The following is a 25,273-nucleotide window of genomic DNA, read 5'->3' as shown; positions in this document are numbered from 1 at the left end:
ACTCAGGCAACGGCCAGGGTATGCAGGATGTGGGCGTGTATCCCCGTCAGCACGCCGCGCCCCGGCAGCAGCCCCAGGTCGAGGAGAGCCGTGAATCCGCTGGGGACAGCCCCGGCTCGTTCCACCAGCCGCAGGGCCGCTGCAGCCGTGCCACCGGTGGCCAGGACGTCGTCGACGATCAGGACGTTCTCCTCGGGCGCGAAGGCGTCACGATGCACCTCGAGCGTCGCCTGTCCGTATTCCAGTTCGTAGTTTTCCGACCATGTGGCCCGGGGGAGTTTGCCAGCCTTACGCAGGGGCACGAAGCCCGTGCCGAGTCGTGCGGCAAGGAGCGGGGCAAGAATGAATCCCCGCGCCTCAATGCCGGCCACCTTGTCGATCCTTCCCTTGAACGGATCCGCCATGGCCTGTACGACCTTGGCGAGGGCGATCGGGTCCGCAAGCAGGGGCGTGATGTCCTTGAACACGATGCCGGGACGCGGGTATCCCGGGACGTCGATGATGGTGTGCAGGAGTATGGCGGCGTCGACGGCGGCTTGATCCATGACGTGTTGCCTTCCTTGTCCTCGGTGAGGTGAGCAGGAGGGGTCAGTAGCGGTAGTGGTCCGGTTTGTATGGTCCGTTGACGGAAACGCCGATGTAGGCGGCCTGCTCAGGAGTCAGGCGTGTCAGCCGGACACCCAACGCCTCCAGGTGAAGCCGTGCGACCTTCTCGTCCAACTGCTTGGCGAGCCGGTGTACTCCGATCGCGTACTCGTGTCCCCGCGTGAACAGTTCGATCTGTGCAATGACCTGATTCGCGAAGCTGGTTGACATCACGAAGCTGGGGTGACCAGTTGCATTGCCGAGGTTGAGCAGCCGTCCCTCGCTCAGCACCACAACCGCGTGCCCGTCGGGAAACTGCCACAGGTCCACCTGAGGTTTGACGGGAACGCGCTCGATGCCGGGGTATGCCTCCAGGCCGGCCATGTCGATTTCGTTGTCGAAATGCCCGATATTACCAACGATCGCTTGGTGCTTCATGCGTGCCATGTGCTCGGCGTGCACGACGTGCTTGTTCCCGGTGGCGGTCACGACGATGTCAGCCGTCGGCAGCATGTCCTCAAGGGGCGCGACCGAATAGCCGTCCATGGCTGCCTGCAGCGCACAGATGGGGTCGGCTTCGGTCACGGTCACCTTCGCACCTTGGCCGCGGAGCGACTCCGCGCAGCCTTTGCCTACGTCGCCGTAGCCGCACACAACGACTGTCTTGCCGCCGATGAGGACGTCCGTGCCGCGCTTGATGCCGTCGATGAGCGAATGCCTGCAGCCGTACCGGTTGTCGAATTTCGACTTGGTCACGGAGTCGTTGACATTGATCGCGGGGAAGAGTAGTTGGCCGGTGCGGTGCATCTCGTACAGGCGGAGCACACCGGTGGTCGTCTCTTCAGACACCCCTCGGATTCCGTGGACCACGGTGTTCCACCGGTTGGGGTCTTCAGCCAGACTGCGGCGCAGGAGGTTGAGGACGACCTCCTCGTCCTTGGATGTGGCAGACGACGAGGGAGGGACTTGACCTGCCTTCTCGTACTCAACGCCCCGGTGGACCAGGAGCGTTGCATCGCCACCATCGTCCACGATCAGGTCCGGGCCTCCATCGGGCCATGCCAGAGCCCGCTCTGTGCACCACCAGTAGTCCTCAAGCGTCTCGCCCTTCCAGGCGAACACCGGTATTCCGCACGGCTGCTGAGGCGTGCCCCGAGGGCCCACTACGATCGCCGCGGCTGCGTGGTCCTGTGTAGAGAAGATATTGCAGCTGGCCCAACGGACGTCCGCTCCCAGTGAGACCAGCGTCTCGATCAGCACTGCGGTCTGCACCGTCATGTGCAGCGACCCGGTGATCCGCGCCCCGCGCAGTGGCGCAGAGCCTGCGTATTCATCTCGCAGCGCCATCAGGCCGGGCATCTCGTGCTGCGCCATCTGGATCTCCCGGCGCCCGAAATCCGCAAGCGAGAGGTCCGCCACCTTGAAGTCGTCTGCACTGAGCGGGGCGTTCCGGGGAACAGTCGCCACGGTACTCTCCCCATCTGGGGCAGTGGAATTTCTGCTCAGTGTGCCTCGCGCCAGGCGTCAGCAGCATCCATCGGGTTGTTGAATCTCCTTCTCCGCTCAAATGGTGAGCGGAGCATTTTCTCCATCGTTCGGATGAAGCCAGCCGACGCATTTACGCGTCTTGGAGATTGAATTCCTGAGATCTCGTAGACGGTTCGGGTTGACCTCGGATAGCAAGTCGAAGGGTTGTCGACAGCCGTCTCGGAGGTACGCAATGTCACTGAGTGCTGGCGAAGTTGCGCAAGTCTTGACTTCACTGATCTTGTTGGTGATCGTCGCACACAGCACCGCCTACGTCTTCAAGCTGATCAAGCAGCCGCCGGTCATCGGCGAGATCGTCGGGGGGCTCCTGCTGGGGCCGACGGTCCTCGGCGCCGTGTGGCCACAATTCCAGAACGAGATCGTGCCGGAAGAAGGGCCTGCGGCTTCGGCGCTCGGTGTCATCTACCAGCTCGGCCTACTGCTCTTGGTCTATCTGACCGGTACAGAGCTTCACGGTCGCGCCACCAAAGCGGAGAAGCGGACGATCGTCTCGGTCTCCGTCTCGGGCCTCGTGGTTCCCTTTGCCGCCGGGCTGGCGGTGGCGTACTCCTTGGGGCTCGCGGACCTGTCAGGGGCGAACGGTTCACAGACCACCCTGGCCTTGGTCTTCGGCCTCGCCATCGCCCTGACGAGCATCCCCGTGATCTCTCGAATCATGCTGGATCTCGGAATACTGAGGTCCAGTTTCGCACGCATAGTGCTCACGGTCGCGGTGCTTGAAGACGTGGTGCTCTATGTGGTCCTCGCGATCGTGATGGGAGTCGCCGGGGCGCGTTCCGGGGAGACATACGGGCTTGGGACCCTGATGGGAGAGGTTCCGCTGGCGTGGGGGGCTCTGTACTTCACCGTGGCACCGATGCTGTTCCTCGCCATTCACATTCGATACGGGCAACGGATCTTCTCAACGCTTGCCCGAATGCGGTGGAATGTGCTGGCACAGCGCAGTCCTACCGCCTTCTTGATGATCTTCATTTTCTCGCTGTGTCTGATGTGCGCTGGCCTCGGCATAGACCCCATATTCGGTGCGCTCACTGCAGGGATCTGCGAGGCAGGCTCCTCGGGAGCCGATCAGGCCCGTGAAACACTACGAAATATTTCCCTGGCCTTCTTCATCCCCGTGTACTTTGCCGTTGTAGGACTGAAGCTGGATCTGATACGTCACTTCGACGTCGTGTTCTTCCTGTGGTTCCTGGGGCTTGCCTGCCTCGCCAAGTTCGCAAGTGTCTGGGTAGGCGCCCGGGTCGCTGGACAGTCCCCTTCTGCGGCAACCAATATCGCGGCAGCTATGAACGCCCGCGGCGGTCCAGGAATCATACTCGCCTCGACCACGTTCGGCGCCGGCATCATCAGCGAGAGTTTCTTTACCGCGCTCGTGGTCCTGTCGATCGTGACCTCGCAAATGGCGGGCATCTGGCTCGCGAGGGTCGTTTCCCGTGGAGGAGCCCTCGTTACGTACGACCCCGATTTCGACGCGTCGCCTAGCGGGCCAAGGCAGAGGGCGGCACACGAAGACGAGAATCCGAAGGCGGCGACGAAGTGACGGTGCTTCGCGATCCGATGGTGGTGTCGGAACCGATCAGCTCTCCCCGCATCGCGATCGGCGTTGTCGACGAGAACCCCATCTTCCGAACAGGTCTGTTGCACTGTCTCACAGCCGAAGACGCCTTCGCCGTGATAGCCCAGGCGGCGACGCTGAAGGAAATGACAACAGCGGTCGGTTCCCTGCGCCCCGTGGTCATACTCGTCGGCATGGACGTCGTCGAGGCGGATGCCCTGGAGGACTTGTCAGCTCTGCGGGCAGCTGCTCCATGGGCACGGATAGTTGTCATGCTGGCCCGTGAGGAGCCGTTCGCCGTCAAACGCGTTCTGATGGTCGGCGTGCAAGCGGCTCTGCCCCGACATACCACCCCCCAAGAGTTGGCCGGGGCTGTACGTGGCGTCGTGCAGCACAGCGATCGGATCGTGCTCTCGCTGACTCAGCGGACACTCGACGGCTTGCAAGGGCACGGGCCTTCGCCGCTCACCGCGCGGGAACAGGAGATCGTCGCCTTGGTCGCTCGCGGACTACGCAACTCGCAGATTGCTCATCTGCTCGTGATTGCGGAAGGTACGGTGAAACGCCATCTGTCCAACGTCTACGCCAAGTTGGACGCATCGTGCCGTACTGACGCTGTCCGCAAGGCAGGGGAGCTCGGCTTGATTCCGGCAGTGGCTGCGATGATTGGCCCTACAGCGAACTCGGCCTACGGGGCTGCCGGATAGGTCATGACGAGGACTGCATCCACGTCGGGCTGCACAGCTTCATAGAAGTGATCGACATCGGCCGAGAACGTGACGAAATCGCCCTGGCTGAGTTCCACCGGGGCGTCGACGGGGCCCACGCGCAGTACGCCGTGCAGCACGGTAATGCGCTCAATAGTGCCCTTGCTGTGGGCGGGACTGTCGATGCGCCATCCGACCTGGGTGACGCGTACACGCCAGATCTCGCTGAGTCCGCCGGCACCGATCCGCTCCAGCAGTTCCTGCTTGCTCTTCTCGGGCGAGGCAGTGCCCCGACGCAGCACCGGCCTCTGCGGAGCCAGGTCGACCAGGAGGTCACCCAAGGGCAGACGGAGCGCGACGGCGATAGCCGAGATTGTCTCGATGGTCGGGTTTCCCCGTCCGGACTCGATACCGGAAAGGGTCGCCCGACTGACGCCGGACAGCCGGGAGAGCTCGGTCAGTGACAGGTCACGGAACGTACGCAAGCGGCGCACCTGCGTGCCGACCGTCGCACCTACACCCTTGGGTGGGTCCACTGCCGGTGTCTCACTGTCCATGCCGTTGACTACTCCTGTGATCCGCGGTCGGGCCGGTGCCGTAGCGGAGAGCGTACGTGGAGTTGGTGTCAGCACAAGAGCAGGTGAGGACGGCCGCCTTCGCTCAGGTCAGTGACGCCCGGCTCGTCGGCTCAGCTGGTGCACCAGCTCCGCACACTCCTCATAGGCCGTCGCCCAGAACACAAGTCCGTGCCGGCGGACGTACATCACCTGGTTCTGGGAGGCCGCGTCCGCCACTGCCTCAGCGAGCGCGACGCTTCCATACTCCTGGGGCGGGATGACCAACACGTTCCCCTCCTCCTCCAGGTCCCGGTCGAGGATGCAGTGATTGTGCACGATGTAGGTGGCTCCAACCCTTTCCCGGAGGAGGCGGTGGAGATACGCCTCGGCGGACGGCGGGCCGTCTCCCTCGCACTCAAGCGTCCATCCGTCGCGGCCCTTGATCTCGACGAAGTCTCCCGTCCCAAGGTCTTTGATGTACACACCACTGCCGGTCACGTACTGCCGGCCGTCCGCGTCGACGCAACTGATGTTGCCTGCGGAGTCGATTTGGTGAGGGAAGGCACCTGCCACGACGCCCAATGCATGAGCCTGCTCGAAAAGGCGTCGAGGAACGCGGTGAGTCGCTGTTGAGAGTCGGATTCCGATCCAGCGCGGACGTTTCGGTACAGACGAAGGAGTGGAAGTCGAGGATTGAACGGAAGGTGCCTGCAGCATGATCGACTCCCGCGGCGTCGCGTCCTCACCGGTGAAGTGAATCTCGCGATGTTGTCCGACCAATTCGGCGACCCTGGGCCGGATGCGTTCGGGCTCTTCCTTGCCGAGGATAAGCGATGCCAAGAGGTCGGCGACAGTGGTCAGTTCGTTGTGCCTGAATCCCCTGCGGGTTACTTCCTGCACCCCGAACCGTATGGTGTCGCTGCGGTTGAAGGCGATGACGCGATTGGCCGAGATGTTCGCCCGTATCAGCCGGTCCAGCACCATGGGGCCGGTGCCCACCGAGCGCGTATCCACGAAGAACATGTGGTTCGCGGTGAATCCGCGGCTCTCAGCCAGGACAGAAACCCCGCGCGCGTGAAGTTGTTCGGCGAGAAATCGGGCGTTGTCCACGACGCGGGCAGCGTATTCTCGCCCGTCGTACCATATTTCGTGCAGGGCGGCGAAAAGGGCGATGGTCGGCGCGGTGTGCTGACTGCTGACCATTCCGGAGGAGAGAGTGTAGCCCACGTTCTCCATCAAAGTCCGGTCAGTGCCGAGGATGATGCCCTTCTGCGGTCCGAACAGCGTCTTGTGGGTGTTGGCTTGGAGGATGTCCGCGCCTTCGCTCAGGGGGTCCTGGAACTGGCCGCCAGCGATGAGCCCGAGAGTGTGGGAGGCATCGAAAACGAGTGGTACGTCTCCCGCTATCTCCTTGACCTCTGCCAGAGGGAAGGGAAAGAGGTAGTTCATTGCGTCGACGTACAGGAGGGACGGGCTCTCGTTCTTGAAGACTTCCCGTGTCAGGTCGACGTCCAAGGACATGTCATCCTTGAATACATATGTGGAGCTTTGACGCCCGAAGGACCGACAGATCAATTCCGTGAGGAAGTGCCCGCCGTCTTTCGTCGCCACACGCATCACGGTGTCACCGGGGTCCGAGAGCGCGGCGAATGTCGTCTGCATAGCGTGCAGGCCGGACAGGCAGCGGAACTCGGCATATTCGCTGCCGAAGAGCTGGCGGCAGACCTCGGTGGCGGACTCCTCGATGCGGCTGATGCGGTCAAGTCCTCGCAGCAGCAGGTTGTTCAGCCGCGCGGGCGACGACTCCCGCATGTCCAGATGCTCCAGCAGGTATCGCTCCGAGAGTGGGCTGGAGAGGATGCTCTGGGCTAGCGGGGACAGCACTGTTTCGTTCGCGGTCAGATGAAGGACCTGAGACTGCTCCTCCTCCTCGGCGGCTACCAACTCGCTGATGGCACGCATGGACAGCACACCGGTTTCAGGATCGGATCCCATGGCTTTCCCCCTCTTCCTCTCTGGACGTGAGGGCTGCTTGGCGGGTGCGGAACGTCCCTCCGGGCCGACCACCGAGCGGGGCGCTGACGGCGGTCGGCCCGGAGGGACGGCGCGTTACCTTGCCTCGACGCGGACCTTCAGCCCGGCCTTCAGGTTGAACGGGTACGCGAGGCTGGCCGCGTTGCGGGCCAGGGAGAGGTACCCGCGGCTGTTGAGGTAGGCCACTACGCTCCCGATCTCGCCGGCGTCGGCGAAGGTGGGGACCAGGGGCAGCTCGAAAGGCAGAACGTCGTCGACGGTGATCCTGATCGGCTTCCCGTAGCCGACGCCCACCTTCTCGAGGTCGGTGCGGTGGATGTTTGTCCAGACGTTGCCGAAGGGATGGTCGATCGCCGATACCGTCCCGGAGATGGTGCTGCCGGAACTCTCCACCGCAGCCTTCTTGAAGCGCACGATCTCGCTGTCCTCAAGTGGGCGGCCCACCTCCGACAGCGGGAAACCGGCGGCAAGATGCGCTGCGGGAATGGCCACCATCTCGCGGCTGTAGAAGGTCGGCTCCGGTGTCTCGGGTATGACCTTCGTTGAGGTCACCTCGTACGCTTCGAGGTAACCGTGCTCCTCCAGCACGGTGGTGAGGAGCCCGTTGTTGGGCGCGATGTAGATGTACGAGCCCTCGGCGCGCTCGAAGCCGGCACCGGACCCTGCCCACTGCCCCCGAGCGCCGCCTTTCGCGGCTTGCTTGATGCGTACGGCGACGGAACGGGTCTCGGTCCCGGTGGCCGGATAGGTGGTGGTGGCGAACACAGTCCCTTCAGGGAAGAACCGGGGGAGGTCGACGATGTAGCGAGCGCCCTCCTCGACATCCCACGGTGTCATGGAGTGGCACACGTCCACGACTGTGACGCCCGGGCAGATGCTGTGCATCAGGCCCTTGCACTGGGCCACCGAGTCGTCCGTGGTTCCGAGGTCGCTCATGAAGCCGATCATGGGTCGCTGAATGCCGTTTGTGGCCACGCCTTTTCTCCTCTGCAATCACGAGAATTGGTGTGATCGAGACTATGAGTTGACCCATCCCGGTTGAATTGTACGTAGGTGGCGTATCTGTCTGCATCCAAAGGTGTAGGCGATCTCGCTTCGTTCGCTCAATGTGCCCGAGCGCGGCGGCTTGCTACGTTGCTCGGACCTGGTGACGTCACTTGGAGGTATTCATATGCGCGACACAGGAGGAGCGGCCTTTCATTCGGCCGACCTCGGAATCATCGGTGGCAGTGGCCTCTACTCGCTCGAGGGTTTGAGTGACATCACGGAAGTCGAGCTAAAGACACCTTACGGAGATCCGAGCGGGCCGCTCATATTGGGGACTGTCGGCGACCGACGTATTGCCTTCGTGCCGCGCCACGGACGGGGCCATGTCATTTCGCCGTCGAAAATTCCCGCGCGGGCCAACATATACGCCCTCAAGGCACTGGGTGTCAGCGAAGTGATCAGTGTCAGCGCGGTGGGCAGCCTGCGCGGCGACTTCACGCCGGGGGACATGGTCATCCTCGACCAGTTGATCGACCGCACCAGGGGTGTGCGGCCGGCGTCATTCTTCGGAGACGGCATGGTGGCGCATGTCTCCCTAGCCGACCCCTACTGCGGCCGTTTGCGGCCTGTTCTGGAGCGAGTCGCGGCCGCAGTGCATCCGACAGTTCACGAAGCGGGAACGTACTGCTGCATCGAAGGCCCACAGTTCTCCACCCGCGCCGAGTCCGAGTTGTACCGCTCGTGGGGGATGGACGTCATCGGCATGACCGCACTCCCGGAGGCGAGGCTCGCCCGTGAGGCTGAACTCTGCTACGTCGGGCTCGCCTTGGTCACGGACTACGACTGCTGGCATCCGCGGCATGACTCCGTGGACGCGCAGAGCGTCGCCGAGGTGATGGCGGCCAACATCTCCGCTGCTCAGAAAGTGCTCTTGGGGTTTACCCAGGAGACCCATCCCTCGCAGTGCAACTGTCATCGCGCTTTGGACAATGCCATCATGACGGACCGTCAAGCATGGCAGGGTGCGTCTTTGGGCCACGTGCCGACGCTGTTGCGTGACCGCGTTGCGCCGGTACTGTAAGCGCGCCTGCGGCTTGTCGGCTCGGTGCGCGGTCCGGCGCGGCGATCCTGCAGCGTAAGACCTCAGGCAGGGCGCACTTACCACAGAGCCCTTCGTCACTGCATCCCCCGCACCGCATGGGCGGTTGAGAGGTATTCATTGGAAACCGCGGAGAACATGTACGAGAAGTTGATCGACCTACTTGATCAGCACGGTGCCCAGTACCGGCTGATCGACCACGAACCCGAGGGGCGGACGGAGATCGTCAGTCCCATGCGGGGAAACGATGTGGCCGATGCCGCCAAATGCATCGTGGTCATGGTCAAGTTGGGCAAGAAGGTCACCAAGTACATTTTGGCCGTCGTGCCTGGTGACGCACGCGTCAACCTCAACGGCATCAAGCAGCTGCTGGGCGGCACTTATGTATCGTTCGCCAGCACCGAGGCCGCGGAGCGCCTGGCGGGCAGTGTGGCGGGAACCATCCTGCCGTTCTCCTTCCACCCCGACCTGGAGCTCATCGTCGATCCGGCGCTGCTGGAGAAGGAGGAGATCTTCTTCAATGCCGCGAGGCTCGACCGTTCGATGGCGTTGAGGATCAAGGACTACGCGGCGATCACGTCGCCGCGGCTTGAGTCGATCGTCGCGCCTGCCGGCTAGCACCCCTACGAACGACTGATTCCGAAAGGAGCCATCGCTGCCCACATCGTTCAGTATAATCGACACCGCTGTCGGTTTGCTGAATGATGTGGGGGTGAACTCGCCTATCCGCCACCGGAGAGGGCCCGCATGGCGTTACCTGATTCACCCCGTGAGGACCGGCGCGCGACGGTGCCGCTGGACCTGTCCGTACTACTCGTGGCAGTGATCTGGGGTTCCAGTTACGTCGTCATGCAAGACGTGGGAGAGTCCGTCTCCGCCGCGAGCTTCCTCGCGCTGCGCTTCATGACTGCGCTACCAGTCATTGTGCTGATCGCAGCGCGCACCCTTCCTCATATCAGCAGGTCAGAGGTGGTGTCGGGAGCGTTCTTCGGTTCCCTGCTGTACGGCATCCTCATACTGGAGACGGTCGGAGTAAAGCACACCTCCGCCGCCAACTCGGGCTTCCTAATCACTGTTTCCGTAGTCCTCATTCCGGTACTCGAACGCGTCATCAGCCGACGCAGGCAGGCAGCCATGGTGTACGCGGCCACGGTGACCGCCCTCGTCGGGTGCGGTCTACTTGTGCTGGAGGGAGGACTCCACCCGCAGTCCGGCGACTTGATCATTCTGGGCGCGGCCCTGGTCCGAGCCACCCAGATCACTCTGTTCGGACGCCAAAGCGGCGTGACCGGCAAGCAGTCGCTCTCCAACCTGACGCTCGTCGAGTTCCTTGTCGTGTGCCTGCTCGCGAGCATCACCTCTGCCTTCACATCCACACCGGTGTGGGAAGCCTCGGGTGCTGTCAGTGGACAGAACTGGCTACTCATCGCCTACCTGGGCGTACTCGGCACGTCGTACGCCTTCTTCGTTCAGCTGCGCGCAGCACGCTTGTCCAGCTCCACACGCGTGGGATTGATCCTTGCAACTGAGCCTCTATTCGCGGCGGTTTTCGCTGTTCTCGCGGCAGGAGAGGGCATCGGACTCATTCAAGGCATCGGTGGTGCGCTGATCGTTCTCGCGGCGATCGTCGGAAGGCACTTCGAGGGACGTAACAAGGCTGAACCGGTCGAGCAGGACACTGGTGCTTCTGCGGAGCAGTCGACGGAGGTGGCAACGAGCGGCAGGTACACCTCTTAGGGAGCTCTACATGAAGCCGATGGGGCGTTGGAAGTGGGTAGGGATCGCGGAGGTGTCGTTGAATATACTGTGCGCGCCGCGGCTGCCGGTCACTCGCCTCGACAGCTCTTCAACAGAGCTGAGCACCATAGAGGCAATGCAGCAGGTCAAGGAATTACGGGAGCTGGCTTCGATGGCCAGACGTACGAAGCCTGGGCCGGCCCGTCTGGACACTGTGCGCGGCGTGTGGCGGCACAACCAGGAACTGCTGCTGTCGGCCGATCGGCGCTGTTACAAGCCTTTCGGCAAAGCCGGGAGCCATCCACTCACACCGAGAGGACGCTCGCTGACCTGGGGATCTTCAATGACGTTGCAAGTACCGTACGGAATGCAGCGTTGCTCACCCTCGATGGTTGAGTTACTGCATCAACTGGGTCTCCGCGGGGCGAAGTTCACGGGCTCGTGCTGAGTGCGATCTGATGTTCGCGCAGCTGGGGGTGCAGTGTCAGCGGGTTCAGCGATCCGTTGCCGTCGTGAGGAAGCGTGAGCCTGTCCCGTCCGGTCTTTCCCTGATCGAAGTCCGGCTATGGGGCCAGGAGCATGGACTTCCACATCCATACCCGGCAATCTGCCAACTGTTGGGCGTCGAGGGGTTCCGCGCCAAACGGGATGCGCTGCTGAGTGGTCAGGTGCTTGAGAGGCTCACACGGACACCGGGACTGACTGCAGGCGAGGCCCGGCAACTCCTGGCGTTTTGGGCAGGGCTTCAGGGCCTGAGGAAGACCACCCCTCCGTTCCAAGCCCAGGTTTCGCGAGCGTTCGCGGCGGCGCGGAGCGAGCCGGCCCATATGTTTGCGCTCGGTGCGGAGCGGGAGCGTCAGTTTCCCCATGAGATGGCCCCGCTCTGGGCACTGGCCCTCCTGCTCGATGAGGTGGGGTATCCGGGCAGTAGTCGGATGACCCTTTACGAGTTCAGCCGCCGGGAAGCAAGAGTCACCGAGTGCCTGCTGCCCCCCAGGCTGAGCGCCGACAGCGGACGGACACCGTGCAAGTACGAGCAGTCGACCCTCGCCCTCCACGAGATTGGGAACGCTTCCCCTGCCCGGCTGCCACCACGAACTGGTTCACGCCACGCTAACGCGGGTTCTGGCACACGTGGCACCGGTCCAGGCCGCTGGCTGTGTGGTACTGCGGGGCGACCGGCGCCGGCGGCCTGGGACAGGTATCCAGTGCTGGGCGACCTGGTGCTGCTGCGAATGCAGCCCCTCACCGACGCTGGCGACGAAGTCGCACCGGGGTGGTCTTGCCGCTTTGGCGGCCAGACGATCCGGATCTCCGAAGTAGGACTGAGGGTCAACACACCCACCGCAACCAGCTCGAAGGGAGCCTTCGTTGAGCGTCTGGCTGACCCACATCACCCCCAACCCCCGCTCCCAGGACGCCCGCCGCGACATGGCCGGCCACGAGGTGGCAATGAACCTACACCGCCGCCTGATGTCCCTGTATCCAGCAGACGCCGGATCCCACTCCCGCGCCCGATTCGGCGTCCTGTTCCGCATCGACGACACCCCGATCGGACCGCACATCCTCCTGCAAAGCACCCACCAACCGGACCTCACCCGGCTCCCCGACGACTACGGCACCACCCAAAGCCGACCCCTCGACACCCTCCTCGACGCCCTCAAACCCGGCCTGACTATCCACTACCGCTGCGCCGCAAGCCCCGTCCGTAAACCCGGCGCCACCACCCGCGCCCTCTACAACCTCCCCCCTGTCGTCCCTCTCACCGGCGCCCACGCCGACGAATGGTGGACCCGCCAGGCCGACACCGCCGGCCTCAAACCCCTCACCCTCCGCTCCCGCCCCCTCGACACCGTCCATGCCACCCGCACCCCCGCAGCAGGCACCCCCCAGCACATCCGCCACGCCCGCACCCGCTTCGACGGCTCCGCCACCGTCACAGACCCCGACATCCTCCGCCAGAAGATCACCGAAGGCATCGGCCGCGGCAAGGCCTACGGCTGCGGCCTCCTCAGCGTCGCCCCCGCGCGGAAGCGGTGAGCTCTATCCGAAAAGGTCGGGCCGTTGTGGTAGGAGCAGCATCAGGCTCGACTCACGGCTCGGCAGCGGGCTGCAGGGGCAGGGGCGAAGCACAGGGTCGTTTTCGTCGAACGGCTGCTGGCCACCCTGCACTCTCGCCCAAGTCATCGCGCATCTGGTCGCCGATGCTCAGACCGGGGTTGTCGACGGCACGGAGATCCGCGTACGACGCCCGGCCGCCCATCGCAAGGACCGGGACAGGTTCGTCTCCGGCAAGACAAAGCGGAACGCCGTGAAGTCCATGGTCCTCACGGACGCCGCGGGACGGGTGCTGTTCTGCAGCCCGGTCCAGCGGGGCAGTTGCGCCGCCATCACCCAGGCTCGACAGCTCGGACTGGTCGAGTTCCTGGCCGACGGCCCGTTCATGAAGATCCTCGCGGACGCCGGCTACCAGGGCATGGGCCCACAAGCCGGCGGACAGATGGCGACACCGACCCATCACAAGTTCAAGTGGAAGGCCCCCACCCGGTACGAAGAGAGCCTCGAACGGCAGCGCCAGGCACACTCGTCACGACGCATCCCCGTCGAGCACGGCATCGCACACCTGAAGAACTGGAGGGCCCTTGCCCGCCGCCTAGGCCGTCGCGAGCACATGAGTGACATCGTCCAAGCCGTTGCCGGACTGCTCTCACACCAGCAGACCGCCCCCCTCTCCCACGGGCTACGAGTGTGAACACCTCCAACACCGCAACCCTCGACGCGCCACGGCCAGCCACTCACGAGCTCGTTAGCAGTCGTAGCCCCAGAAGTGGTCCGCCTCTAACGCCTCATATGCATGGGTACTCCAGGCTGGCAGACAGCTCCACCACGAACCCCTTCGATTACCGAGGTCCCCACAGTGTCCCCACGCTACGACCCCATCACCGTACGGCCGGTCTGCCGCAGTACGCGACAGTCGCAGGTTTGACGCATTCATACAGGTCAGGTTCATGTCAATCGATGTGGACCACGTCAGCGCAAACTATCGGCCACCGGATGCAGTCCGTGGAGCCATAGTTGACGCTCCAACACCTCACCAGGAACGTTTGCGCAGGTCATATCACGTCTAAGGTGAGGTGGGTGGGACTCGAACCCACGGCCGACGGACTATGAGAACGGCTACCGCAGCGGCAGCAGTTGTTGTGCGTTATTGGCCTTGGAGCCGAACTGGAAGTACAGCGTGCGCGTTCGGCCACCACTTTGATCGCGACGCCGCCAATGCCCAGGGTGTAGTAGCCGTTCCCCAGCCGCACGGTGCCTCACCATGGCACCGTTTCGGTCAGTGGAGTCGCGGGAGCGGGGCGCCGTGGACGAGCGTCGGCGCCCCGCCCCGATTCCGGTGTCACAGACGATAGAAGGCTGCGGCGTTGTCGTGGAGGACTGCGCCGTAGTAGTCGCCGGCCGCGTCCGCTAGGAGGTCGAGGTCTGTGTCGGCGAAGGGGCGGCGCGCCCGGGTGGAGGGGAGGTCCGTTCCCGCCATCAGCGCGGTCGGGGCGACCTTCAGGACGGCTCGGATGGTGTCGGCGACATCGAGGTCGACCCGTCCGAAGCCGGTGGCCTTCACCCGTACGCCCTGCTCAACCAGTGCCAGCAGGTGCGGCAGGCCGTCGGCGTGCAGGCCCAGGTGGTCGATGCTCACGGCGGGCAGTGCAGCCAGAGTGTCGGCGAGTTCGGGTAGGTCCCGAGCGTCAACGTACAGCTCGGTGTGCATGCCGGCCACGTCGTGCACGCGGCGAGCCAGCACGTCGAGGTACTCCAGGGCCGCCGATCCGCCGCGGCGGAGGTTGAACCGGATCGCTCGCACCCCCCGCTCGCCGAGGTACGCAATCTCCTCGTCCGGCAGGTCGTGCGGTATCTGCGTGACCCCGACGAATCCCGGGCCGAGTTGGGCGAGCGAGTCGAGCAGATAGCCCTGATCGAACCGCTGGAATGATCCCGACACGACCGCACCACCGACGACACTCAGCGCCGCGGTTCGCTCCTGGTAGTCGCCGACGGTGAACTCCTCGGGCAGGAATCCGTTGTTTTCAAACAGCGGGAAGCGACTGTCGATCACGTGGAAGTGCGAGTCGAAGAAGGGACGTCGAACCGGCACGGTGAATTCCTCCGTTGTTGGCCACACGAGCGGCCGGGACGGCCGGCCGCACACCCACCCGGCCCCTGCCCGGATGCTCATGGCGGCAGCGGCATCACTGTGCGACCCGGTCGCGCCTTGCCTGCGCTTTACAGACCTGTCAGTATCGCGAGTATGTCAGAGCTCAGCGCGGGCGGTGAACGACTACTCCAAGTCGCAACGGAGGTCTTCTACACCGAAGGTATCCGCGCCACAGGCGTCGATACGATCGCGAAGCGGGCGGGGGTTTCGAAACCGACGCTCTACGCCCAATTCGGTTCGAAGGAGCAGCTGGTCGCCGCAGTACTCGACCGGCGTAGCCGCACCCGCCAGGAGGCACTCACCCGCTTTCTCGCCGAATCGGCCGAGACAGGAGAACAGCTGCTGCTGACGGTGTTCGACTGGCTGGCCGAGGGGCACGGCCGTTCCGGATTTCGTGGCTGCCCGTTCACCAACGCCGCAGTGGAACTGCACGACCCCAAGCACCCGGCCCGCGTGGTGATCTCCGACTACAAGAACTGGCTACGTGACACGCTCACCCATCTCGCCGTCGAGGCGGGACTTACCGATCCGCAAGGGCTCGGCTCCGATCTACTGCTGCTGATCGACGGCGCCAACGCCCGCGTCGTCGTCGCCGACGATCGCACCGCGATCCGCCGCGCACGCGGTGCCGCCGCACGCCTCGTCTTCTGCGCCCGGGTGCTCGGTCCAGAAGTTCAGCCCAGCGGTGAGCCCGCCCCGCCGAACTCCTGATGGAGGACTCGATGGAACCGTCCCTCAAGCCCGGCCTGAATGCCACCCTCAACTACCAGGTCCCCGAATACCGCACCGTGCCACACCTGCTGCCGGAATCGGAGGAGTTTGCGGTCATGCCGTCTGTACTGGCCACTGGCTACCTCGTCGGACTCGTCGAATGGACCTGCATGCAGGCACTCGCCCCTCACCTGCCGACAAGCCAGCGCACCCTGGGAGTGCACGTCGACCTTAGCCACGAAGCGCCCACACCACCGGGGTCCACCGTGACGATCGAGGCCGTGCTGACCGCCGTCAAGGGCCGACGCCTGCTTTTCGACGTCACCGCGCACGACGAAGCCGCCATCGTGTGCCGCGGCAGCCACCGCCGCACCATCGTCGACTTGAACCGCTTCGAAACCACGCTCACCGACCGCACCGACCGCTCCTAACTAGCTGGTGCGTGATAGCGGGTGAGGCGTCATGGCAGGTAGTTGGCATGATCCGGCTGTGGCGATCATGGTCGATCGGGCGGTGCTGGCGCATCGGCTGTTCACGGGGATCTCGCAGCACCATCTGGCGTGCCTGGTGGAGGAGTTGGCGCTGCCGTGGCAGGCCGATCTCGAGGGCCGTCGTCATGCTGCGCGGGGCGGTGCCAGGAAGCGGGCCACGGGTGCCGGCGCCCGTCACCAGCTGGTGTTCGTCGGCCCCCTCGTCGAGTCCTACCTTGCCACGCTCGCCCTGGTCCTCGCGATCGTCAAGCGCAGCGACGATATGCGCGGTTTCGTGGTGCTGCCCAAGCGGTGAATCGTCGAGCGATTCTTCGCCCACCTGATGCGTACCCGCCGCCTGGTACGCGACTACGAGCGCCGCTCCACCAGCGCCGGAGCGATGATCTACTGGTCGATGACCCTGCTCATGCCCCGCACCCGGACATGCGCGCAGCGATCGTGAACCGGCCTGGCTGCCGCTCGATCAGCCAGCCGCGGACCATCAGCCGTTTCACCTTCGACCGCATCGCCTCTACCCGCGCTGGCACCACGTCCAGGGCGGTGCCGGCCACGCGAACCAGACGCTCTCTTCCAGGACCATCCGATGGTGGATCAACGCGCCCGATCGCCGCGAGCGCCCGGGGTCCGGCACCGGCGAGGGTGTCGATCAGGCGGGAGACGGTCGGGGTGGACACCAATCCGGCGGTGGTGCGGGTTGGCCGGGAGGACGCGGTCGAGCATCCGGGCCAGACAGGTGACCAGGGCGGCGTCCCGGCCGACAGTGCAGCGCGCGGGCGCAGTCTGCGGGTCGTCATGGCCCTACCCACCTCCGAACGGCGCCGACGACCTGACCGCGGAGCAGCCCCCTCCATTTCCCTGCGTCCTACCAGCGTCCCGAATGCAGCGCCCGACCAGTAACAAGGCCTCGTCCAGCCGACCCAACGCCCCCACTGACACGCACATCCACGCAGGTCAGAGCTGTTCGAACTATCAAGCCTGGCCCGGAGGTTGAACTCACGAGCAGCGGATTCAGTCCGTTCAGGCAAAGTTGACGACCCGGCACCCGAAAATGAACGTTTCCGCAGGTCAGAGGCCTGCGCGGGTGGGGCGGGTGGGACTCGAACCCACGGCCGACGGATTATGAGTCCGCTGCTCTAACCGGCTGAGCTACCGCCCCATTACGGCGCGTCGCGCACATTTGTGCGCGCCGTCTGCCGCAGCATAGCCGCTCATACGATCTCCTGCTTCGGATGGTCGACTTCGCCTGCCCTGAAGGACCCCACCTGGGGCGGAGCGGTTCCCGAGGACATGAAAAAGGACCCCGACGGGGTCCTCGTTCGCCTGCTCTCCCGACTGGACTCGAACCAGTAACCTGCCGGTTAACAGCCGGCTGCTCTGCCAATTGAGCTACGGAAGACCGAAGCTCCCCCGACTGGACTCGAACCAGTAACCTGCCGGTTAACAGCCGGCTGCTCTGCCAATTGAGCTACAGGGGATCGCCTCGTTGCATCGAACGTACCTCCCTGGGTATTCGCCAGGGGGCGTGCGCTCGCTGCGACACATACATTAGCGCAAGCAGGGGGGTGCTCCGCCAATCGGTAAGCCCCGCCTGCGACCGACGCCGCCGCAAGGGACCGACTCACAAGAGAAGGGTGGCCGCCATGCGCTACCGGCTCACGTTCGTCGCCGGACTGGCCCTGGGATACGTGCTGGGCACGCGTGCCGGGCGCGAGCGCTACGAGCAGCTGAGGAAGACCGCCCAGCAGGTCGCTCAGAACCCGGCGGTGCGCAACACCGCCGAGTCCGCGGCCCAGCAGGGGCGCGAGTTCGCCGGCAAGGCGTACCACGCGGTGAGCGAGAAGGTCGGTGACCGGGTCCCCGACTCGGTGGCCGAGAGGGTCCGCCACCTGCGGGAGCGCAACACGAACGGCACGCGTACCGATGACGACTGGGGCACCAGCAACACGTAACCGGTACGACCGCCTCCGCCGGACCGGTACGGCCAGCTCCGGTCGTACGGCAGAATTTCCGCCATGGGGATAGTCGCCGGGTTGGACAGTTCGCCCGATTTCACTCGCATCGTTGTCTGCGACGCGGACAGCGGAGCCGTGCTCAGGCAGGGGTATGCCCCGCATCCGATGGACGGCATGTCCGAGGGCGGCCGGCCCTCGGACGTCGACCCGCAGGCCTGGCTGCTGTCCCTGGGCGAGGCCGCGGGCGGCGGGCTCCTCGAAGGCGTTCAGGCCATTGGCGTGTCCGCGCAGCAGAACGGGCTCGTGCCGGTGGACACCCAGGGCAACACCGTGCGTCCGGCGATGGTCGGCGGTGACAAGCGGGCGCAGGTCGCGGCCGCCGACCTGGTCGACGCCCTCGGCGGACGCGAGGCCTGGGCGCAGGCCGTGGGCTGCGTACCGCAGGCGGCTCAGCCGGTGACGAAGCTGCGCTGGCTCGCGAAGAACGAACCCGAGGCGGCGCTGCGCACCAGCGTGCTGCTCCAGGCGCACGACTGGCTGGTGTGGCAGCTGCTCGGCCGCCCGGCCCGCCGGACCACCGACCGGGGCGGGGCCTCCGGGACCGGCTACTGGTCGGCGGCGACCGGTGCGTACCGGCCCGATCTCGTGGAGCTGGCGCTCGGGCACCAGGCCCTGCTGCCCGATGTGCTGGGGCCGTGGGAGGCCGCGGGAACGACGCCCGAGGGGCTGCTGATCTCGGCGGGGACGGGCGAGACGATGGCCGCGGCGTTCGGTCTGGGCATCGGACTCGGGGACGCGGTGGTCTCGCTCGGCGCCTCCGGTTCCGTGATGGCCGTGCACCACGAGGCGCTCGTCGACTCCTCCGGAATGATCACCTCCCTCGCCGACGCGACCGGGATGCACCTGCCGGTCGTCACCACGCTCAATGCCGTACGGGCCCTGCGCGGGGCCGCCGAACTGCTCGGCGTGCCGGACCTGGAGGCCTTGTCGGACCTGGCGATGAAGTCCACCCCGGGCTCCCACGGCCTGGTGATGCTGCCCTATCTGGAGGGTGAGCGGACCCCCAACCTGCCGCACACGGCGGGGACGCTGGCCGGACTGCGGCGGGAGTCGATGAAGCCCGAGCACCTGGCGCGGGCCGCCTTCGAGGGCATGTTGTGCGGGCTCGCGGACGCGCTGGACGTGCTGCGCAAACGGGGCGTCGAGGTACGGCGGATCTTCCTGCTTGGCCAGGCCGCCGAGCTGAGCGCGGTGCAGGCCTGCGCACCCGCGCTGCTCGGTACGCAGATCGTGGTGCCGCAGCCCGCGGACTACGCGGCGCTCGGCGCGGCCCGGCAGGCGGCCTGGGCGCTCGGTACCTCGCAGGGCACGATCCAGCCGGGGCTGCCGCCCGTCTGGCAGGGCGCGGCCGCGCAGATCCTGGAGCCCGGCGAGGAGCTGGCGGTGGGCCAGGCCGTGCGGCAGCAGTACGTGTCGGTGCGGAACCAGACGCACCCGGGCGCCTTCCGGCCCTGAGGCCTCGCGGAGCCCGGGCGACTCGAACGGCCTACGGCTTCGGACCGAGGCCCGGTCGGCTCTTGGACCTCTCTTGGCTTAATCAGTTGAGGTAACACGGGTGGAGTGTTCGACGATAGGGGCCAAGGGCAACCAACCGCCCCGCCGCCGACCCCGAGAGACCCAGCGTGCTCATACGACTCCTGCGTACCTATCTCACGCCCTACAAGAAACCCATCGCCCTGCTCGTACTGCTGCAGTTCCTGCAGACCTGCGCCACGCTCTACCTGCCCACGCTCAACGCGGACATCATCGACAACGGTGTCGTCGAGGGCGACACGGGCTACATCCTGGCCTTCGGCGCCCTGATGATCGGCATCTCGCTGGCCCAGGTCGTCTGCAACATCGGGGCCGTCTACTACGGCGCCCGTACGGCCTCCGCGGTCGGACGGGACATCCGGGCCGGCATCTTCGACCGGGTGCAGTCGTTCTCCGCGCGTGAGGTCGGTCACTTCGGGGCACCGTCGCTGATCACCCGCACGACGAACGACGTGCAGCAGGTGCAGATGCTCACGCTGATGACGTTCACCCTGCTGGTGTCGGCGCCGATCATGTGCGTGGGCGGCATCGTCCTCGCGCTCGGTCTCGACGTACCGCTGTCCGGGGTGCTGCTCGCCGTCGTGCCGGTGCTCGGGATCTCGGTGAGCCTGATCGTGCGCCGGCTGCGGCCGCTGTTCCGCACGATGCAGGTGCGGCTCGACACGGTGAACCGGGTGCTGCGCGAGCAGATCACCGGCAACCGCGTCATCCGTGCCTTCGTGCGCGACGGGTACGAGGAGGAGCGCTTCCGGAAGGCGAACGCCGACCTCACCGAGGTGTCCCTCGGGACCGGGCGCATGCTGGCGCTGATGTTCCCGATCGTCATGACGGTGGTGAACGTGTCGTCGATCGCGGTGGTGTGGTTCGGCGCCCACCGGATCGACAGCGGCGGGATGCAGATCGGCGCGCTGACCGCGTTCCTCGCCTATCTGATGCAGATCGTCATGTCCGTGATGATGGCCACCTTCATGTTCATGATGGTGCCGCGCGCGGAGGTGTGTGCCGAGCGCATCCAGGAGGTCCTGGACACCTCCAGCAGTGTGGTCCCGCCGAAGGCGCCGGTCCTGGAGCTGCGGCGGCACGGCCATCTGGAGATCCGGGGTGCCGGGTTCCGCTACCCGGGTGCCGAGGAGCCGGTGCTGAGAACCATCGACCTGGTGGCCCTGCCGGGTCGGACCACCGCCGTGATCGGCTCGACGGGCAGCGGCAAGTCCACGCTGCTGGGCCTGGTCCCCCGGCTGTTCGACGCCACCGACGGCCAGGTGCTGGTGGACGGAGTCGACGTACGGACGGTCGAGCCGCGGCTGCTCGCGCGCACCGTGGGCCTCGTACCGCAGAAGCCGTACCTCTTCGCGGGCACGGTGGCCACCAATCTCCGGTACGGGAATCCGGACGCGACCGACGAGGAACTGTGGCACGCGCTGGAGGTGGCGCAGGCCAAGGGCTTCGTGGAGGGGCTCGAGAACGGTCTCGACGCGACGATCGCGCAGGGCGGGACGAACGTGTCGGGCGGTCAGCGGCAGCGGCTCGCCATCGCCCGGACCCTTGTGCAGCGCCCCGAGATCTACCTCTTCGACGACTCCTTCTCGGCGCTCGACTACGCGACGGACGCGGCGTTGCGGAGGGCGCTCGCGCAGGAGACCGCCGAGGCGACGGTCGTGATCGTCGCCCAGCGGGTGTCGACCATCCGGGACGCCGACCGCATCGTGGTCCTCGACGAGGGCCGGGTCGTCGGGGCGGGCCGCCACCACGAGCTGATGGCGGAGAACGAGACATACCGGGAGATCGTGCTCTCCCAGCTGACGGAAGCGGAGGCAGCCTGATGGCCGGGCCCATGGGGCGGATGATGGCCGGGACGGGCCCCGACCATCACTCGATGGACTTCAAGAAGTCCGGGAAGCGGCTGCTGGCGCATTTCAAGCCGGAACGCACCACTCTGTACGTGATGCTCGTCGCCGTGGTGCTCAGCGTCGGCCTCTCGGTCCTCGGGCCGAAGATCCTGGGCCGGGCCACCGACCTCGTCTTCGCCGGGGTCGTCGGGCGGGAGATGCCCGCGGGCCAGACCAAGGCCGAGGCCCTCGCGGCGATGCGGGAGCGCGGCGAAGGCGGCATGGCCGACATGCTCTCCGGGACGGACTTCACCCCGGGCGAGGGCATCGACTTCGGCGCGGTCGGCGAGGTGCTGCTGCTCGCGCTCGTGGCGTTCCTGGTGGCCGGTCTGCTGATGACCGTGGCGACGCGGCTGGTGAACCGGGCCGTCAACAAGACGATGTACAACATGCGCGAGGACGTGCAGACGAAGCTGTCGCGGCTGCCGTTGTCGTACTTCGACAAGAGGCAGCGCGGTGAGGTGCTCAGCCGCGCCACGAACGACATCGACAACATCGGGCAGACCCTTCAGCAGTCGATGGGCCAGCTCGTCAACTCGCTGCTGACGATCGTCGGTGTGCTGGCGATGATGTTCTGGGTGTCGTGGCTGCTCGCGCTCGTCGCGCTGGTCACCGTGCCGCTGTCGTTCTTCGTCGCCACCCGGGTGGGCAAGCGGTCGCAGCCGCACTTCGTGCAGCAGTGGCGGACCACCGGCAAGCTCAACGCGCACATCGAGGAGATGTACACCGGCCACAACCTCGTCAAGGTCTTCGGGCGGCAGGACGAGTCGGCGGCGCAGTTCGCCGAGGAGAACGAGAAGCTGTACGAGGCCGGGTTCCGGGCGCAGTTCAACAGCGGGGTCATGCAGCCGCTGATGATGTTCGTGTCGAACCTGAACTATGTGCTGGTGGCCGTGGTCGGCGGTCTGCGCGTCGCCTCGGGCGCCCTCTCGATCGGTGACGTCCAGGCCTTCATCCAGTACTCCCGGCAGTTCTCCATGCCGCTCACCCAGGTCGCCTCGATGGCGAACCTCGTGCAGTCCGGCGTCGCTTCGGCGGAGCGGATCTTCGAGCTGCTGGACGCGGAGGAGCAGGAGGCGGACCCGGTGACCGGGGCGCGTCCTGAGGAACTGCGGGGGCGGGTGGCGCTGGAGGGGGTCTCCTTCCGGTACGACCCGGAGAAGCCGCTCATCGAGGAACTGTCGCTGAAGGTGGAGCCCGGGCACACGGTCGCGATCGTCGGCCCGACGGGCGCCGGCAAGACGACACTCGTGAACCTGCTGATGCGCTTCTACGAGGTCACGGGCGGGCGGATCACCCTCGACGGGGTCGACATCGCGAAGATGTCCCGGGACGAACTGCGGGCCGGGATCGGCATGGTGCTGCAGGACACCTGGCTGTTCGGCGGGACGATCGCGGAGAACATCGCGTACGGGGCCTCGCGTGAGGTCACGCGTGGGGAGATCGAGGAGGCGGCTCGGGCCGCCCATGCCGACCGGTTCGTCCGGACGTTGCCCGACGGGTACGACACCGTCATCGACGACGAGGGGTCGGGGGTGAGTGCCGGTGAGAAGCAGCTCATCACGATCGCTCGGGCGTTCCTGTCCGATCCGGTGATTCTGGTGCTGGACGAGGCCACGAGTTCGGTTGACACCCGTACCGAGGTGTTGATCCAGAAGGCGATGGCGAAGCTCGCGCACGGTCGGACGTCGTTCGTCATCGCGCATCGTCTGTCGACGATCCGTGATGCCGACACCATCCTCGTGATGGAGAACGGTTCGATCGTGGAACAGGGCGCGCACGGGGACCTGCTGGCGTCGAACGGCGCGTACGCGCGCCTGTACCAGGCCCAGTTCGCGGAGGCCGTGGTGGAGGTGGACTGAGGGGGCTCGGCGGGTTTCTTTCGCCCCCGTCGCCCCTGCCCTCCCCCACTGTCACTACTCGGGGGCTCCGCCCCCGAACCCCCAAAAGACTGCGCAGTTCCCCGCGCCCCTAGGTTTTCAGGGGCGCGGGGAACTGCGCGACAAGCCACACCCAACCCGCAGCCGATAACGCCCCAATCCCGCCCACCCGCACTTTCCCCACCCACCCCGGCACCCCTCAGCCCGTCCGGCGTTTGAGGACGAGGCCGCCAGGCCGATTAGCGGGGGTCTGGGGGCGCAGCCCCCAGGGATGGGACGGGTAGGGGCGGCGGGGCGAGGAAAAGGGGTCGTCAGTCCAGGTAGCCCCTCAGCTGGTCTGCGAAGGCGTGGTCTCGGAGTTTGTTCAGGGTCTTGGATTCGATCTGGCGGATGCGTTCGCGGGTTACGCCGAAGATGCGGCCTATCTCCTCCAGGGTGCGGGGGCGGCCGTCGGCGAGGCCGTAGCGGAGTTGGACCACCTTCCGCTCGCGCTCGCCCAGAGTGGAGAGGACCGCCTCCAGGTGCTCCCGGAGGAGGAGGAACGCCGCCGACTCCACAGGACTCGTCGCATCCCCGTCCTCGATCAGATCCCCGAGAGCCACATCGTCCTCCTCGCCCACAGGAGCGTGGAGGGACACCGGCTCCTGGGCCAGGCGCAGGACCTCGCTGACCCGTTCACTCGGGAGGTCGAGGTGCGCCGCGACCTCCTCCGGCGTCGGCTCGTACCCCCGTTCCTGCAGCATCCGCCGCTGCACCCGAACCACCCGGTTGATCAACTCGACCACGTGGACGGGCACCCGGATCGTCCGGGCCTGGTCGGCGAGGGCCCGGGACATGGCCTGGCGGATCCACCAGGTCGCGTACGTCGAGAACTTGTACCCACGGGCGTAGTCGAACTTCTCGACCGCCCTGATCAGCCCCAGGTTTCCCTCCTGGACCAGATCGAGCATGGTCAGCCCGCGCCCCACGTACCGCTTGGCGACGGAGACGACCAGCCGGAGGTTCGCCTCGATGAGCCGGCGCTTGGCCATCCGGCCCATGACCACCAACTTGTCGAGGTCCAGGGCGAGTTGACTGTCCAGGTCGGAGGCCAGCCGCAGCCTCTCCTCCGCGAAGAGGCCGGCCTCGACCCGGCGCGCCAGCTCCACCTCCTCCGCCGCGGTGAGCAGCGGGATCCGGCCGATCTCCCGCAGGTACTGGCGGAACAGGTCGGACGAGGGCCCACCGGTGTCCGTACGCCCGCGGGGCACTTCCACCGGCTCCTCGGTCTCCACGAGGGTGACGGGCGGCTCCTCGGGCTCGGCCGGCGAGCCCTCCGGCTCCGCCGCCGTCTCGGGGTGGTGCGCGACACGGCTCTGCGCGGGTACGGCCCCGATGACGTCGGAATCCGCGTCCGTGTCGCTGGTGTTGTCGGTCTGGGTGAGGGTCTGGGTCTGCACGGGGGCGACCTCCAGGAATGTCGCTGCTGAGGCGTGCGGCAGCGGGACGGGGACGACGGCCTTGCCGCTGTCCGTCCCGAACACGTTGAGCGGAACCGCGGGGACATTGGACCCGTCGCGTTCGGGTCGGCCGCGCTCCGAGGACTCAGGCACCGGAACCCAGTGTGGAGTACGACACATCGTCGCCACGAGGGGCGTGCGGGGACTTTTTGAGTCCGGTCCGTGACCGCGTGGTTACCCTCGCGAAAAACCCGTGTGCCCGTGCGTGCCCTGATCTGGCACGATCCCCGAGTCTC

Annotated in this window: 20 protein-coding genes, 3 tRNA genes and 1 pseudogene; 14 read left to right on the top strand and 10 right to left on the bottom strand. The window is 65.9% G+C overall.

Features of this window, described 5'->3' with window-relative positions:
- Nucleotides 1-2 precede the first annotated feature (2 nt).
- On the bottom strand, nt 3-545 hold the full coding sequence (locus QF035_RS35185) for an adenine phosphoribosyltransferase (protein WP_307524688.1): 543 nt from the start codon (nt 543-545) through the stop codon (nt 3-5).
- Nucleotides 546-588: 43 nt separating this feature from the next.
- Nucleotides 589-2,052: an adenosylhomocysteinase gene (ahcY, locus tag QF035_RS35180; RefSeq protein ID WP_307524686.1), complete on the bottom strand. Its 1,464-nt coding sequence runs from the start codon at nt 2,050-2,052 to the stop codon at nt 589-591.
- A 307-nt stretch (nt 2,053-2,359) separates the two neighbouring features.
- On the opposite strand from ahcY, the gene QF035_RS35175 reads away from it, so the two are divergent.
- Nucleotides 2,360-3,673, top strand: coding sequence for a cation:proton antiporter (locus QF035_RS35175; protein ID WP_307531663.1), 1,314 nt, complete (start codon nt 2,360-2,362; stop codon nt 3,671-3,673).
- Nucleotides 3,670-4,395 carry a response regulator transcription factor gene (locus QF035_RS35170; protein ID WP_307524684.1) on the top strand — a complete coding sequence of 242 codons (726 nt, stop codon included), beginning with the start codon at nt 3,670-3,672 and terminating at the stop codon, nt 4,393-4,395. The genes QF035_RS35175 and QF035_RS35170 overlap by 4 nt, the downstream gene beginning before the upstream one ends.
- Here QF035_RS35170 and QF035_RS35165 read toward each other — a convergent pair.
- The 3 genes from QF035_RS35165 to QF035_RS35155 all read right to left on the bottom strand — a co-directional run bounded on the left by QF035_RS35165 (nt 4,377) and on the right by QF035_RS35155 (nt 7,922).
- Nucleotides 4,377-4,952 (bottom strand): helix-turn-helix domain-containing protein, encoded by a 576-nt coding sequence (locus tag QF035_RS35165; RefSeq protein WP_307524682.1) that lies wholly within the window; start codon nt 4,950-4,952, stop codon nt 4,377-4,379. The genes QF035_RS35170 and QF035_RS35165 overlap by 19 nt on opposite strands.
- A gap of 108 nt (nt 4,953-5,060) precedes the next feature.
- Entirely contained in the window at nt 5,061-6,947 is a 1,887-nt protein-coding gene (locus QF035_RS35160; RefSeq protein WP_307524680.1) for a fluorothreonine transaldolase, read from the bottom strand.
- A gap of 114 nt (nt 6,948-7,061) precedes the next feature.
- Entirely contained in the window at nt 7,062-7,922 is an 861-nt protein-coding gene (locus tag QF035_RS35155) for an adenosyl-fluoride synthase (RefSeq protein ID WP_307524677.1), read from the bottom strand.
- Between the two features lie 235 nt (nt 7,923-8,157).
- Here QF035_RS35155 and mtnP point away from each other — a divergent pair, with 235 nt between their 5' ends.
- From mtnP to QF035_RS35130, 5 genes are all read left to right on the top strand, one after another.
- On the top strand, nt 8,158-9,054 hold the full coding sequence (gene mtnP / locus QF035_RS35150) for an S-methyl-5'-thioadenosine phosphorylase (RefSeq protein ID WP_307524675.1): 897 nt from the start codon (nt 8,158-8,160) through the stop codon (nt 9,052-9,054).
- 156 nt (nt 9,055-9,210) lie between these two features.
- Nucleotides 9,211-9,690, top strand: coding sequence for a YbaK/EbsC family protein (locus QF035_RS35145; protein ID WP_307524673.1), 480 nt, complete (start codon nt 9,211-9,213; stop codon nt 9,688-9,690).
- Between the two features lie 129 nt (nt 9,691-9,819).
- The gene (locus QF035_RS35140) at nt 9,820-10,809 is read left to right on the top strand and encodes a DMT family transporter (RefSeq protein WP_307524672.1); all 990 of its coding nucleotides are present in this window, start codon (nt 9,820-9,822) and stop codon (nt 10,807-10,809) included.
- A gap of 1,371 nt (nt 10,810-12,180) precedes the next feature.
- Complete coding sequence (gene cas6e / locus QF035_RS35135; RefSeq protein ID WP_307524670.1) at nt 12,181-12,849, top strand: type I-E CRISPR-associated protein Cas6/Cse3/CasE; 669 nt, start codon at nt 12,181-12,183, stop codon at nt 12,847-12,849.
- A gap of 40 nt (nt 12,850-12,889) precedes the next feature.
- On the top strand, nt 12,890-13,561 hold the full coding sequence (locus QF035_RS35130) for a transposase family protein (protein ID WP_307531661.1): 672 nt from the start codon (nt 12,890-12,892) through the stop codon (nt 13,559-13,561).
- Between the two features lie 648 nt (nt 13,562-14,209).
- Here QF035_RS35130 and QF035_RS35125 read toward each other — a convergent pair.
- Nucleotides 14,210-14,962 carry an amidohydrolase family protein gene (locus QF035_RS35125; RefSeq protein ID WP_307524668.1) on the bottom strand — a complete coding sequence of 251 codons (753 nt, stop codon included), beginning with the start codon at nt 14,960-14,962 and terminating at the stop codon, nt 14,210-14,212.
- A gap of 153 nt (nt 14,963-15,115) precedes the next feature.
- On the opposite strand from QF035_RS35125, the gene QF035_RS35120 reads away from it, so the two are divergent.
- The 3 genes and pseudogenes from QF035_RS35120 to QF035_RS35110 all read left to right on the top strand — a co-directional run.
- The gene (locus QF035_RS35120; protein ID WP_307524666.1) at nt 15,116-15,733 is read left to right on the top strand and encodes a TetR/AcrR family transcriptional regulator; all 618 of its coding nucleotides are present in this window, start codon (nt 15,116-15,118) and stop codon (nt 15,731-15,733) included.
- A gap of 11 nt (nt 15,734-15,744) precedes the next feature.
- On the top strand, nt 15,745-16,164 hold the full coding sequence (locus tag QF035_RS35115; protein ID WP_307524665.1) for a thioesterase family protein: 420 nt from the start codon (nt 15,745-15,747) through the stop codon (nt 16,162-16,164).
- A gap of 67 nt (nt 16,165-16,231) precedes the next feature.
- Nucleotides 16,232-16,441: pseudogene (locus QF035_RS35110) on the top strand (transposase family protein); the annotation flags it as partial.
- Between the two features lie 865 nt (nt 16,442-17,306).
- Here the strand turns inward: QF035_RS35110 and QF035_RS35105 are convergent.
- From QF035_RS35105 to QF035_RS35095, 3 genes are all read right to left on the bottom strand, one after another.
- Nucleotides 17,307-17,380 (bottom strand) — tRNA-Ile (locus tag QF035_RS35105).
- A gap of 167 nt (nt 17,381-17,547) precedes the next feature.
- A tRNA-Asn gene (locus tag QF035_RS35100) sits at nt 17,548-17,620 on the bottom strand.
- 6 nt (nt 17,621-17,626) lie between these two features.
- Nucleotides 17,627-17,699 (bottom strand) — tRNA-Asn (locus tag QF035_RS35095).
- Nucleotides 17,700-17,864: 165 nt separating this feature from the next.
- On the opposite strand from QF035_RS35095, the gene QF035_RS35090 reads away from it, so the two are divergent.
- The 4 genes from QF035_RS35090 to QF035_RS35075 all read left to right on the top strand — a co-directional run bounded on the left by QF035_RS35090 (nt 17,865) and on the right by QF035_RS35075 (nt 23,520).
- Complete coding sequence (locus QF035_RS35090) at nt 17,865-18,173, top strand: YtxH domain-containing protein (protein ID WP_055615009.1); 309 nt, start codon at nt 17,865-17,867, stop codon at nt 18,171-18,173.
- Nucleotides 18,174-18,236: 63 nt separating this feature from the next.
- Entirely contained in the window at nt 18,237-19,691 is a 1,455-nt protein-coding gene (locus tag QF035_RS35085; protein WP_269652767.1) for an FGGY family carbohydrate kinase, read from the top strand.
- A gap of 167 nt (nt 19,692-19,858) precedes the next feature.
- Nucleotides 19,859-21,592, top strand: coding sequence for an ABC transporter ATP-binding protein (locus tag QF035_RS35080; protein WP_307524662.1), 1,734 nt, complete (start codon nt 19,859-19,861; stop codon nt 21,590-21,592).
- On the top strand, nt 21,592-23,520 hold the full coding sequence (locus tag QF035_RS35075; protein WP_307524660.1) for an ABC transporter ATP-binding protein: 1,929 nt from the start codon (nt 21,592-21,594) through the stop codon (nt 23,518-23,520). Before QF035_RS35080 ends, QF035_RS35075 begins: the two co-directional genes overlap by 1 nt.
- A gap of 329 nt (nt 23,521-23,849) precedes the next feature.
- Here QF035_RS35075 and QF035_RS35070 read toward each other — a convergent pair whose 3' ends face one another.
- Complete coding sequence (locus QF035_RS35070; RefSeq protein ID WP_307524659.1) at nt 23,850-25,130, bottom strand: RNA polymerase sigma factor; 1,281 nt, start codon at nt 25,128-25,130, stop codon at nt 23,850-23,852.
- Between the last annotated feature and the right edge of the window lie 143 nt (nt 25,131-25,273).

Source organism: Streptomyces umbrinus (assembly GCF_030817415.1).
Taxonomy (GTDB): domain Bacteria; phylum Actinomycetota; class Actinomycetes; order Streptomycetales; family Streptomycetaceae; genus Streptomyces; species Streptomyces umbrinus_A.
This window is presented reverse-complemented; position numbering and strand designations above follow the sequence as displayed.

What these genes read in the sequence shown, in the direction of transcription:
- QF035_RS35185 (WP_307524688.1), bottom strand. Translation starts at nt 545, where the DNA reads ATGGATCAAGCCGCCGTCGACGCCGCCATACTCCTGCACACCATCATC.
- mtnP (WP_307524675.1), top strand. Translation starts at nt 8,158, where the DNA reads ATGCGCGACACAGGAGGAGCGGCCTTTCATTCGGCCGACCTCGGAATC.
- QF035_RS35155 (WP_307524677.1), bottom strand. Translation starts at nt 7,922, where the DNA reads ATGAGCGACCTCGGAACCACGGACGACTCGGTGGCCCAGTGCAAGGGC.
- QF035_RS35120 (WP_307524666.1), top strand. Translation starts at nt 15,116, where the DNA reads ATGTCAGAGCTCAGCGCGGGCGGTGAACGACTACTCCAAGTCGCAACG.
- QF035_RS35075 (WP_307524660.1), top strand. Translation starts at nt 21,592, where the DNA reads ATGGCCGGGCCCATGGGGCGGATGATGGCCGGGACGGGCCCCGACCAT.
- QF035_RS35085 (WP_269652767.1), top strand. Translation starts at nt 18,237, where the DNA reads ATGGGGATAGTCGCCGGGTTGGACAGTTCGCCCGATTTCACTCGCATC.
- QF035_RS35160 (WP_307524680.1), bottom strand. Translation starts at nt 6,947, where the DNA reads ATGGGATCCGATCCTGAAACCGGTGTGCTGTCCATGCGTGCCATCAGC.
- QF035_RS35115 (WP_307524665.1), top strand. Translation starts at nt 15,745, where the DNA reads ATGGAACCGTCCCTCAAGCCCGGCCTGAATGCCACCCTCAACTACCAG.
- QF035_RS35090 (WP_055615009.1), top strand. Translation starts at nt 17,865, where the DNA reads ATGCGCTACCGGCTCACGTTCGTCGCCGGACTGGCCCTGGGATACGTG.
- QF035_RS35165 (WP_307524682.1), bottom strand. Translation starts at nt 4,952, where the DNA reads ATGGACAGTGAGACACCGGCAGTGGACCCACCCAAGGGTGTAGGTGCG.
- QF035_RS35140 (WP_307524672.1), top strand. Translation starts at nt 9,820, where the DNA reads ATGGCGTTACCTGATTCACCCCGTGAGGACCGGCGCGCGACGGTGCCG.
- QF035_RS35145 (WP_307524673.1), top strand. Translation starts at nt 9,211, where the DNA reads ATGTACGAGAAGTTGATCGACCTACTTGATCAGCACGGTGCCCAGTAC.